Source organism: Citrobacter sp. wls613 (assembly GCF_005281195.1).
GTDB lineage: Bacteria > Pseudomonadota > Gammaproteobacteria > Enterobacterales > Enterobacteriaceae > Citrobacter > Citrobacter gillenii.
Genome location: NZ_SZXN01000073.1, coordinates 1 through 11,305, shown reverse-complemented (window position 1 = coordinate 11,305; position 11,305 = coordinate 1). Strand labels below are relative to the sequence as shown.

General features: G+C 49.4%; 13 protein-coding genes and 1 tRNA gene. 6 read left to right on the top strand and 8 right to left on the bottom strand.

Going from position 1 to position 11,305, the window contains the following annotated elements; genetic code table 11:
• The first annotated feature begins 61 nt into the window (after positions 1-61).
• From fimC to sfmF, 4 genes are read left to right on the top strand one after another with little or no spacing between them, the layout of a single operon-like run.
• Complete coding sequence (fimC, locus tag FDX01_RS18070; RefSeq protein ID WP_117342161.1) at positions 62-754, top strand: type 1 fimbria chaperone FimC; 693 nt, start codon at positions 62-64, stop codon at positions 752-754.
• A 6-nt stretch (positions 755-760) separates the two neighbouring features.
• Entirely contained in the window at positions 761-3,373 is a 2,613-nt protein-coding gene (locus FDX01_RS18065) for a fimbrial biogenesis usher protein (protein ID WP_137400229.1), read from the top strand.
• A 13-nt stretch (positions 3,374-3,386) separates the two neighbouring features.
• Entirely contained in the window at positions 3,387-4,394 is a 1,008-nt protein-coding gene (fimH, locus tag FDX01_RS18060) for a type 1 fimbria D-mannose specific adhesin FimH (RefSeq protein ID WP_117342163.1), read from the top strand.
• Between the two features lie 10 nt (positions 4,395-4,404).
• Positions 4,405-4,923 carry a fimbria assembly protein gene (gene sfmF / locus FDX01_RS18055; RefSeq protein WP_117342164.1) on the top strand — a complete coding sequence of 173 codons (519 nt, stop codon included), beginning with the start codon at positions 4,405-4,407 and terminating at the stop codon, positions 4,921-4,923.
• A 37-nt stretch (positions 4,924-4,960) separates the two neighbouring features.
• Here sfmF and fimZ read toward each other — a convergent pair whose 3' ends face one another.
• The 4 genes from fimZ to fimW form a co-directional block, all read right to left on the bottom strand.
• Complete coding sequence (gene fimZ, locus FDX01_RS18050) at positions 4,961-5,593, bottom strand: fimbria biosynthesis transcriptional regulator FimZ (RefSeq protein ID WP_117342165.1); 633 nt, start codon at positions 5,591-5,593, stop codon at positions 4,961-4,963.
• Positions 5,594-6,183: 590 nt separating this feature from the next.
• Positions 6,184-6,906: a fimbriae Y protein gene (locus FDX01_RS18045; protein WP_137400228.1), complete on the bottom strand. Its 723-nt coding sequence runs from the start codon at positions 6,904-6,906 to the stop codon at positions 6,184-6,186.
• 22 nt (positions 6,907-6,928) lie between these two features.
• Complete coding sequence (locus FDX01_RS18040; RefSeq protein WP_137400227.1) at positions 6,929-7,654, bottom strand: EAL domain-containing protein; 726 nt, start codon at positions 7,652-7,654, stop codon at positions 6,929-6,931.
• Positions 7,655-7,818: 164 nt separating this feature from the next.
• A complete protein-coding gene (gene fimW, locus FDX01_RS18035) occupies positions 7,819-8,412 on the bottom strand; it encodes a fimbria biosynthesis transcriptional regulator FimW (protein WP_137400226.1) in 594 nt (197 codons plus the stop codon).
• A 37-nt stretch (positions 8,413-8,449) separates the two neighbouring features.
• Here fimW and FDX01_RS18030 point away from each other — a divergent pair, with 37 nt between their 5' ends.
• Both FDX01_RS18030 and FDX01_RS18025 read left to right on the top strand, forming a co-directional pair.
• The gene (locus FDX01_RS18030; RefSeq protein ID WP_115259164.1) at positions 8,450-8,629 is read left to right on the top strand and encodes a hypothetical protein; all 180 of its coding nucleotides are present in this window, start codon (positions 8,450-8,452) and stop codon (positions 8,627-8,629) included.
• A 39-nt stretch (positions 8,630-8,668) separates the two neighbouring features.
• A tRNA-Arg gene (locus FDX01_RS18025) sits at positions 8,669-8,745 on the top strand.
• 157 nt (positions 8,746-8,902) lie between these two features.
• Here FDX01_RS18025 and uspF read toward each other — a convergent pair.
• From uspF to FDX01_RS18005, 4 genes are all read right to left on the bottom strand, one after another.
• Positions 8,903-9,331, bottom strand: a complete 429-nt coding sequence (gene uspF, locus FDX01_RS18020; protein WP_096757984.1) for a universal stress protein UspF — start codon at positions 9,329-9,331, stop codon at positions 8,903-8,905.
• A 166-nt stretch (positions 9,332-9,497) separates the two neighbouring features.
• The gene (locus FDX01_RS18015) at positions 9,498-10,301 is read right to left on the bottom strand and encodes an MBL fold metallo-hydrolase (RefSeq protein WP_137400225.1); all 804 of its coding nucleotides are present in this window, start codon (positions 10,299-10,301) and stop codon (positions 9,498-9,500) included.
• An 80-nt stretch (positions 10,302-10,381) separates the two neighbouring features.
• Positions 10,382-10,633 carry a membrane lipoprotein lipid attachment site-containing protein gene (locus tag FDX01_RS18010; protein ID WP_096757980.1) on the bottom strand — a complete coding sequence of 84 codons (252 nt, stop codon included), beginning with the start codon at positions 10,631-10,633 and terminating at the stop codon, positions 10,382-10,384.
• A 14-nt stretch (positions 10,634-10,647) separates the two neighbouring features.
• Positions 10,648-11,154, bottom strand: a complete 507-nt coding sequence (locus FDX01_RS18005) for a hypothetical protein (protein WP_117342170.1) — start codon at positions 11,152-11,154, stop codon at positions 10,648-10,650.
• Positions 11,155-11,305: the final 151 nt, after the last annotated feature.

Genomic DNA, 11,305 nt, shown 5'->3' with positions numbered 1-11,305 from the left:
ATACACTAAATCAGTAAGTTGGCACCATTACCCGATAATCACACCAAAGGTATTTGTAGCCATGTTTAATTATCTTAAATCAGGTTTTATTATTTTCCTCACCTTATTTGTTTCCTGCAGTGCTCAGGCTGCTGGGGGAATTGCATTAGGAGCTACCCGCGTTATTTATCCCGCCGAGGCTAAACAAACATCGCTGGCTATTAGCAATAGCGATACTAAAGAACGTTTCCTGGTTAATTCATGGATTGAGAATAGCGCAGGCGTTAAAGAAAAAGCCTTTGTGGTGACGCCTCCACTGTTTGTCAGCGAGCCCAAAAGTGAAAATACGCTGCGCATTATCTATGCCGGTCAGCCACTGCCTACAGACCGCGAATCGCTGTTCTGGATGAACGTGAAGGCGATCCCGTCAGTCAATAAAGACAGCCTTGAGGGTAAAAACGTTCTGCAACTGGCGATTTTGTCGCGTATTAAACTCTTTGTCCGCCCAAATAACCTGCCACAGGTACCGGAAGACGCGCCCGGCATGTTGCAATTTTCCCGTTCCGGCACGCAGCTGAAAATTACGAATCCGTCAGCGTATTACGTCACGCTGGTTAACCTCAATGTGGGAAAAACGAAGGTTGATAACGTCATGGTGGCACCGAAGAACGCGGCGCAGATCCCGCTGCCTGCGGGCGTTCAGGGCAGCGTGACGTTCCAGACGGTTAATGACTACGGGGCAGTGACACCTGCCAAAACGGTTAGCGTGCGTTGATAAACGATGAATAAGACAACGTACTTACCTGGCCGGTTACCGGGGATTACGCCACCGCTGGCGGGCGTGGCGTTGTCCACGCTCGCTGCCTTATTTCCGCTGTCAGGCCACGGGGAAAGCTATTTTAACCCGGCATTTTTATCTGCGGATACGGCGTCCGTGGCGGATTTGTCGCGTTTTGAAAAAGGGAATCACCAGCCTGAGGGCGTCTACCGCGTGGATATCTGGCGTAATGATGAATTTATTGCCACCCAGGATGTTCATTTTGCCACCAGTAAGGCGAGTACCGGCGAGAAATCTGGTGGGCTGACGCCATGTTTTGGTCTCGATTGGGTTAAGCGCCTGGGGGTCAACACGGCGGCGTTTCCGGCGCTCAGTCAGGACCCGAACAATACCTGTATTAATTTGCCCGAGGCTATCCCCGGCAGCGAAATCGCCTTCGATTTCTCTACGCTACGCCTGAACATCAGCTTGCCGCAGGCCAGTATGCTGAACAGCGCGCGGGGATATATTCCGCCTGAGGAATGGGATGAAGGGATCCCGGCTGCGCTGGTGAACTACAGCTTTACCGGCAGTCGTGGCAGCGATTCTGACAGCTATTTCTTAAGCATGTTGAGCGGCCTGAATTATGGCCCCTGGCGGCTTAGAAACAACGGCGCCTGGAGCTATTCCAAAGGCGACGGATATCACTCGCAGAGCTGGAAAAACATCGGTACCTGGCTTCAGCGCGCCATTATCCCGCTGAAAGGTGAGCTGGTGATGGGTGACAGCAACACCGGTAACGACGTCTTTGACAGCGTCGGGTTTCGCGGGGCGCGGCTCTACTCGTCAGACAGCATGTATCCGGATAGCTTGCAGGGGTACGCGCCAACGGTTCGCGGCATTGCCCGTACGGCGGCGAAACTGACCATTCGCCAGAACGGTTATGTTATCTATCAAAGCTATGTGTCGCCTGGGGCGTTCTCGATTACCGATCTTAACCCGACGTCGTCCAGCGGTGACCTGGAGGTGACGGTAGATGAAAAAGATGGCAGCCAGCAGCGCTATACCGTCCCGTACTCCACGGTTCCACTGTTACAGCGCGAAGGGCGACTGAAATACGACCTGGTGGCCGGGGATTTCCGCAGCGGTAACAGCCAGCAGTCATCACCGTTTTTTGTCCAGGGCACGTTAATCGCCGGGCTACCTGAAGGCTATACGGCCTATGGCGGCACGCAGTTGGCCTCTCGTTACCGCGCGCTGGTGTTCGGTACCGGGCGCAACCTCGGCGACTGGGGCGCGGTCTCCGTCGATTTAACCCATGCGCGCAGCCAACTGGCGGATGACAGCACCCACCAGGGGCAATCGCTGCGTTTTCTGTACGCAAAATCACTGAATAATGTCGGCACCAACTTCCAGTTACTGGGATATCGCTATTCGACCCGGGGGTTTTATACCCTCGACGACGTGGCGTATCGCAATATGGAAGGTTACGAGTACGAATACGACAGCGAAGGCAATCGCCATAAAGTGCCGGTGGTCCAGAGCTATCACAATCTGAGCTACAGCAAAAAAGGCCGTTTTCAGATCAACATCTCGCAGAATCTCGGAGATTACGGATCGCTGTATGTCTCAGGTAGTCAGCAAACTTACTGGAATACGTCCGATACCAATACCTGGTATCAGCTCGGATATGCCAGCGGCTGGCAGGGGATTAGCTATTCGCTCTCCTGGTCGTGGAACGAATCGGTAGGGATTGCCGACACCGACAGGATTCTGGCCTTCAATATGTCGGTGCCGTTTAGCCTGTTGACCGGGCGACGCTACACGCGCGATAACGCGCTTGATCGCACCTATGCCACCTTCAACGCTAACCGCAATAGCAACGGACAAAACAGCTGGCAGAGCGGGATTGGCGGGACGTTGCTTGACGGGCGCAACCTGAGCTACAGCGTAAACCAGGGGCACAGCAGCACCAACGGTTACAGCGGTAGCGCCAGCGCAAACTGGCAGGCGACCTATGGCACGCTGGGTATGGGATACAACTACGACCACGACCAGCATGACTATAACTGGCAGCTCTCCGGCGGCGTGATTGGGCATGCGGACGGAATCACCCTGAGCCAGCCGCTGGGCGATACCAATGTGCTGATCAAAGCACCAGGCGCCCAGGGAGTAAGGATAGAGAACCAGACCGGGGTGCAGACCGACTGGCGTGGTTACGCGGTCATGCCGTACGCCACCGTCTATCGCTATAACCGTGTGGCGCTGGATACCAATTCAATGAACAACCATACCGATGTGGAAAATAACGTCAGCAGCGTAGTACCGACACAGGGGGCGCTGGTAAGAGCGGCGTTTGATACACGTATCGGCGTGCGCGCGTTAATTACGGCGCAACAGGCGGGTAAACCGGTGCCGTTTGGCTCCATTGTGCGTGAAACCGCCAGCGGCGTAACCAGCATGGTGGGAGACGATGGACAAATCTACCTGAGCGGTTTGCCGCTAAAAGGTGAGTTGCTGATCCAGTGGGGCGAAGGCGCGAACGCGCGCTGTACGGCGCACTATGCCTTGCCTGAGGAGAGCCTGAAACAGGCGGTAACGCTCACCAATGTGACCTGCGAACGCCCGTCGGCATGAAAGGAATAATACGATGAAACGACAAACTGGTTGGTTACTCGGGAGCGCTTTACTGCTGCTGGCAAATTCGTCATGGGCCACGGTCTGCCAGAATTCGAACGGCACGCCGACGGATGTGTTTTACGATCTGTCGAACGTCTTTAACAGCAGTAATAACCGCCCCGGTCAGGTCGTGACGTTGCCGGAAAAGTCCGGCTGGGTTGGGGTTAATGCGACCTGTCCTGCGGGGACGACGGTAAATTACACCTATCGCAGCTACGTGACGGAACTCCCGGTGCAAAGTACGGAAGGGGGCTTTCAGTATTTGAAGCTGAATGATTACCTGTTGGGGGCTATGAGTATCACCGACAGCTATGCCGGACTGTTTTATCCTCCACGTAACGATATTCGTATGGGGACTCACCCAAACGTACCTAAGCAGAAACCCTTTGGTGTCATGGATTCAAAGCTGGTATTCAAATTAAAAGTGATCCGCTCATTTATTAACATGGTACCAATCCCCCGCCAAACGATGTTCAGGGTCTATGTCACGACCAGCATCGGCGATGCCCTGAGTGTGCCGGTATACACCATCAGCTACAGCGGCAAGGTCGAGGTGCCGCAAAACTGCGAAGTGAATGCCGGACAGGTTGTCGAGTTTGATTTTGGTGATATCGGGGCGTCGTTGTTTAGCAAAGCTGGGGCTGGAAATCGGCCAGAAGGCGTTAACCCGCAGACTAAAACGATGGCCATAAAATGTACCAATGTTGCCGCGCAGGCCTACCTGACCATGCGCGTGGAAGCTGAAAGATCTTCGGGGCAAATGATGGTGTCGGACAACGCCGATTTAGGCTTTATTGTTGCCGACAGCAGCGGCGTACCGCTAACACCTAACAACCTGTCCAGCACCATTCCGTTTCGCCTGGATGATAACGCCGCGGCGAGCGTCAGTATCCGGGCGTGGCCGGTTAGCGTGACGGGCAATAAACCGGCGGAAGGGCCATTTACTGCCCGTGGATATCTGCGAGTAGATTATGACTAAGAGGCGCGCAATGGTCATTCGCATACTGTTGGTGGTTGCTGCCTTGCTGTCGTTTACCTCGCTAAGTCGGGCGGATACGTCGTTGGGCGAGATCAATATTGAGTTGCGCGGTAATGTAGTGGACTTTACCTGTGCCGTGATTGCCAGCGACAGCAATAAATACGTGGACCTCGGTACCTGGCCGACAAAGCAGTTAAAAACCAGTGGTGATACCACCCAACCGGTTCCTTTTTCGCTAAAGCTGGAAGGCTGCCCGCCTGGGTCGGCGTCAATCACCTTTTCCGGTACGCCGGCAGCGGGTACCACGCTACTGGCGCTGGATAATACGGCGATGGCGCAAAAGGTGGCGATTGAACTGCATGACAGCGATCGTACACGGTTGCCGCTCGAACAGGCGAGCCAGACGGTGAGTATTGACGAAAATGGCAATGCCACACTGACCTTTTTCGCCAACTATATTGCCTTAGCGGATGGGGTCCAGCCCGGACTTGCCAGGGCTGATGCGACGTTTATGATCAACTATAACTGACCACTCACTCCCGAATGTCATCTCGTCGGGAGTGGGGTTACATTAATTCATGCATTTTCGCGTAATCGATCAGCTCGACAATGGTATGCAAACCAAGTTTAGAGTAGATATTGGCTTTGTGCGCACTGATCGTTTTATTGCTGAGTAATAGCTGCTCTGCAATTTCTTTATTGGATAACCCATTTGCCAGATAACGTAGCACCGTGACCTCGCGATTGGAAAGCGGCATGTCATTCAGCTCTCCTTTACGTATATTAATGTTATTAATAAAGTTAAGCGTATCTGACGGGAAAAAAGAATAACCGGATAAGATCATTTTCACCGCATTGTAGATATCATTCAGGTCCTTGCGTTTACTGACAAAACCATTTGCACCTGCCCGGATAGCGCGTCCGGCGTAAAAAGATTCAGATTTTGAGGACAGAAACAGAACCCGCGTCTTTTCCTGCAGTGATTTAATTCTCTTGAGTAGGGTAAATCCATCGGCACCAGGCAGTTCAATGTCCAGAATGACGAGATCGACAGGATAGGTGCGTAGGTGATCAATTGCTGTACGACTGTCGTCAGTTTTCAGTACCACTTCGATATTACTATTTTTTTCGAGCAGCACTTCTATCGACATTCTGACAATAGGGTGTTCGTCCATAATGATAACGGATGCTGGTTTCATTGTTGTATGCCTCAAACTGTTCGTGTATCTTGCGATTTTGATAAAACATCAGGCGTTATTAATATTGTCAAATAGCCAAGGGTTGTTCTGCGAGAAGAACCGAATAAATAAGACTTCATCCTTGTTTATTCAGCCGTTCTTGGTAAGAACAATGAGTGTGTGGAATATCCATTTCACACCAGGAAAAATTTACAATTAATCATTAAACAGTAGGGATTATACCTACTCTACTCATTCGGAAAAGTCTTGCGGTAAGTAACTTCTTAATGGTTGTTACGATATACTGAAAGAACCCAATATGCTTACGATTGTTAGTATTATTTTCCTTCTGTTTTAATTATGGCAGATTGAAAGTTTTTTTAAAATACTAAAAACAACACAACAGGCTGATTGTTTAGGTTTTGTTAAGGAGGTCTTAGATGGCCATTACGACGTAATGCACAGAGTTCGTAGGGTTAAGTGCTTTGCACGCCGCAGGCATAATACCAGGATTAGTTGTAAATATTAAATTTATGTAAAAATTACATGGGGCGTCTCAGTGATAAATAAGTAATTTCCTAAAAAATATTATTTCACAAAGGTTTATGGTGTTAAATTAAATGATGAGAGGTAGCGTTAAGACGGTGTATCAGATGCAAAAAACGTTGGCGGTGTGGCAATCCGAGGTACGTAATCAGTTGATTCAGACGATAGATAATCCGGTGGTAAGGCCGGTTTTGTATGCAGGCAATCTTTTTTAAGGATTCACCTTGCAATAGTAATGAAACCATCTCCCAGTCAGCCATGTTCAAACGCGAAGAATGAATATTATTTAGATTTGGCGATAATAAAGCGTGACGTATGTCTGCAAGGCGCTGACGGCGGGGGAGAACATAAAAAGGACCGGTCATGGCAATAAATTTACCCAGACTTTCGTCATTATCGTTGAGTAATAAAAAAATCTGTATGTCATTACGCTGTTTAACCAGCAGGCGTAACTGTTGGATCGTCTCGAAATACGAGAATGGCAATCCTTCCATATCAATCACTAACTGACTGGATTCAGGGGATTGCAGACTGTCGAGCGCCGACTCAAAATTCTGGAAAACAGCCGTACGGGTACCTGAAAATAAATAGCGGTTCAGTGTAAATGCGAGATAGTAATCAGTGGTGATAATTGCCTGAGATACAGTGTCTCCCGGTAATGTATAATTGATTTTTTGTGCCAGATACTCAAGCCGGTCAAATACCTGCGGCGCACAGTGATGATATTGATGGGTACAGTGAGTGTTTTGTAAACGGCGATGTCGTTCCCGACGTAGTACGCTGCGCATCCTTCCTGTTTTCCTTTCCGTTTTATTTCTCCTGCCCTGGATAAATGGCGGGCCATAAATACCCCTGCCCCAATTTTGCGCCGGCTCGCTGGGCAATTTCCTTGTGCGTTTGGGTTTCAATCCCTTCGATAATCACCTGATTTGCGATAGCTTGTCCTTTCTTAATGATCTGCTGGAGCCTGCTGGGTTTTTTACTCAGTGTCCAAAAAGTATTTTTATCCAGTTTAATGCCTGACAGGTGCCAATTAGCCTCAATGAATGCGATGAGTAATTCTTCATTGATGTCATCCATCCAGATAGGGGTGCCTGACGCTTCAACATGCTGCATAGCGTTATACGCCACATGGCGTTGAGCAACATTGAGCAAAAGGAATGTAGCAGGGTCCTGTATTTCGATGACAAGGTTAGGTGGATACGTAACATCACGCCAATGAAATGACGTCCAGTTCAGAAAGGCCTTCATCGGCAGGTTCAGTGAATAAACGTAGCCGGGCTGATAATGTACGATGTTGGATATTTGGCGATAAAACAGGCTTTGTTGTTGTGCGAAAGAAAGCTGGCGAAAATAGTTCTCGCTATTCATTTTTCGCGGGAGGTGGGTCAGGACTTCAAAGCCGTATCGGTGCGAAGTCGATAACTCGACAATGGGTTCTAATTTCAGTGTTGAAAGTAGAACGTTAGCATCATTTTTTATTGAAGGATGTGCGTACTCATATTTATCGTTGCACAATAACAGGCTCGGCATCATGATATTCTCCCACGCGGAGCAAATATTACCGAGAGTGTTTTATTTTTACCCCGGAAATAACACATAGGCATTATTGTGGCAGCATAGAAATGGGGGCAGTAGGCGCATATACTTAATTGCACATGAGACATTTCTCATAAAGTTTCCAGCGCATAAGAAACGGTTCAATTTTGTAGAAAACTCAGGTTAACCCTGATGTACCTTAAGAATTGTTGTTCATTTTTCACCTGCAGTTTTCTCATAATACTCCGACGCGTTACCTTCGCTTCTACCTCACTGAGTGCAAGAAGCTGTGCGGTTTCGGCGAAGGTATATCCGCTGGCGAGGAACATTAAAAACTGACGCTCTGCAATGGAAAAGTTGCGGGTGGTGCAGTAGTGACAGATGGTGGCAGGGACGCTGGTACGGAGTGCGCGTTTTTGCAAAATGAGTACCATTTTTTTGCCGATCTCTTCGACATCATCTTCGCGATAAATCAGCGGTAGCATGTACAGGCAGGGCCTGAACATCAGCTTATCTTTATCGCATTTTCTGCAAATAATGACCCGATGCTGGTGACGGGTGTGGAGGGGGATTTCGTAACAGCCCGCGCTGAGCCACTCTTCATCCAGCGATAAAAAGGCGATGTCTGCACGATCGATATCGTCGACAGGCAAGAAGCAAATCTCCTGACGCCACTGATTCGTCAGACGAGTAATGATGATTTTCAGACCATGTTCGAAGTGACTATTTTCGTCTTTGATGGCGATACTTAACATTGAAGGGATCCTAAACCGCAGGGAAGGGTGTAGGAGAATGTTAAGCAAAATCATTAATTTTCTAAATACATTTAACCTTAAACCGGGCTTTACGGCGCCTCAGTTGTTACCAGGTGATTTCCTGGATACCCGTGGACGAGCAGAAAAAACCACCATTCGTACACTTCGCAAGCAACCAGAACAAAAGGCATTGACTCAGCAGGCGCTGACCGTATAATTCACGCGTTTCATCCGCATGAAGTTTTCACTTCGCAATGCGCCCTTAGCTCAGTTGGATAGAGCAACGGCCTTCTAAGCCGTAGGTCGTAGGTTCGAATCCTACAGGGCGTACCATTTTACAGCATTCCTCTCTAATCATCCCTGTCGTATTCGCATTGCAACAAACCACCTTTCGCTCCGTATTTGACTTTTTCTGCGAGACTCAGGAAATCCGAAACGAATAAGAACGGGAGCTGATTTGCTCCCGTATGTATGGTCTTTTGTCGGCATGTCACCGCACTACAAGCACCGGGCATTTTGCGTGGCGCACCACGGCGGAGGCCGTTGAACCCAGCAGATAAGTGCTAAAACCCGGCTTATGCGAACCGATGATGACGAGTTCTGCATCTACCGCTTCCGCTAACTTTAAGATCTGATCTTTAGGCGGGCCGTAAACGACGTGCAGTTCCGTCCTGCCGGCAGGAATGTTGAATTGTTTAACAATCTCTTGCAGCTTTTCGGTGGCCTTAGCTTGAATGCCACTTCTGTCCGGGAATTCATTGGAGTAGGCCAGTCCCAGTGATGCGTAGAATGGGACAGTAGGGATAACGGCTAAAAAATGGACCTTTGCGGTTTTTGCGTGCGCCTCGACCTGTGGGATCACCTGACGCGTTACATCGGTTTCAGAGATATCAATCGGCACCAGAATAGAACGATACATATTCACCACCTCTTGTTTGTTATACCGCTAATCTGAGTGTAGTGAAGGCTATTTCTGTATGATAAGTGACCAGATCAAGGTTGTGTGTATCAATCAATATTGATGTGAATAATGTGATGAATGTTCAATATCATTTTGACGATCTTTATGTTCATATTCGCTGTGCTCACTCAGCCAGAACAATCACATCTCCCGTTGCTGGCGCGTCTGTTCCGGGCAGCCAAAAACGTCCCCACGAACCGGTGCAATGACAGCCGAGCAACTTTTCGGGCTTTTGTTGACGGAGAAACCGACGCGTTTTCCACAATTTTTGCGGCGACGCCGCGCGTAAATGAAAGCCGCCGATCAGGGCGTAGATCCTGGTGATACCCGTAATGTTTTGACAATGGCGGACGATGTTCTCTATTCCTCGATGCCCGCAGCCGGTAATAATGATCAGTCCACGCTCAGACTGATAAATCAATACGCCTTCGTCGGTGATGTAATCCGGTTGGGGTGTTTGCTCCTGAATAACGCCGTAAGCCTGTGGCGTCGGCACGTTTATTTCTCCGGACCACAGAAAGCGCTCACTAATCGGGAATGGCTCGCGGGTATAGGTCATATGCAGGCGAGAGTAATCATTCTCGCGTGATAATTTTTTGATTTTTTGGCTATATCCGGCAACGGTGATTGCAGAATAACGCTCGCAGGCAATGTGCGGATGGCAGATGACGTGCGTATTATCCGCCAGCCACGGCACGCCGCCACAGTGATCGTAATGCCCGTGCGAGAGTACCACGGCGGTAAGTTGAGACAGGTCAACGCCCATTCTCGCGGCATTCAGCTTAAAGCTGTCATCCGGCCCGGTATCAAACAAAACAGAGGTTGTTTCATCCTGGACGAGCAGGCTTAACCCAGGGGCTGCCTGCAATGATTTGTCAGCACCGGCAGCGCGCGTGTTTTCAAGCAATACCGTAAGGGTTAAAGCCATACCAGACTCCGGCGTTAAAGCATCATACTGTAACGCACAGAAGGTAAGAGCGCTGTGATCTCAGCGCTCTTCGGGGCTACTCAGCGGCGATAGTACTGGTCGTTGTCGTCGTCATGGCGGTGGTGATGTCGCCAGGCGTGCTGGTTTTCTCTGTCTTCCTGTTCCTGGCGTTTATGCTCTTTATCGCGTTTGGATTCACGATTCTTGTGGTTAGCAATCGCCGTGGCAACCGCTGCAGCGCCTACACCTGCGGCTGCGGCAGACAGGTACGGATGCTCAGCACAGCCTGCCAGGCTGGCCATGATTACCAGTGCAGATATCAGTTTTTTCATTGTGGTGTCATCCGTTATTCACGCACAATCTTGCCAGCGTTACCGGCGTCGCTATCGTTCCAGCTTCCGCGGCCGTTCGCTTTCAGGGTGTAAGTGGCATACCCCACGCGGAAGGTCATCGTATCTTTATAGGTATTCACATCGCGTACTTCATTGCCGTTGATGTAAACGCCGGAATCTTCTACGTGAATATCAACGCTGCGTTGACCGTTTTCAAATTTAGCCACATAATTACCGGTGAACTTACCGTCGATACCGGCCTGGTCATGATTATCCTGATTACCGCTGTTCTGGCGGTCTTCATCATGACGATGATGGCGCTGATGATGGTTTTCCGCATTGTCGATAAACCCGTGATCGCGGTTCCACTCATAGGATTTATTCACATCGCAACCGTTGAGTTCACTCATTTGTGTACAGCCTGAGCGTTCATATTTTTTCTGCATCGCCGGGGTAATGGCGCATGCAGTTGTCGCGGTTGTCAGACCCAGAACAAAGATGGCCAGCAGACGTTTATTCATTCTGTTACTCACTATCATCATTAAATTTATTTATAGGAATATTGATTTTATTGCTGTCATGTTTATGACGAAGAAAGTTTCCCATTAAATATTAACGGTGCATGCCAGGGGGATTCCTAAGGAAGGTGCGAACAAGTCCCTGATATGAGAT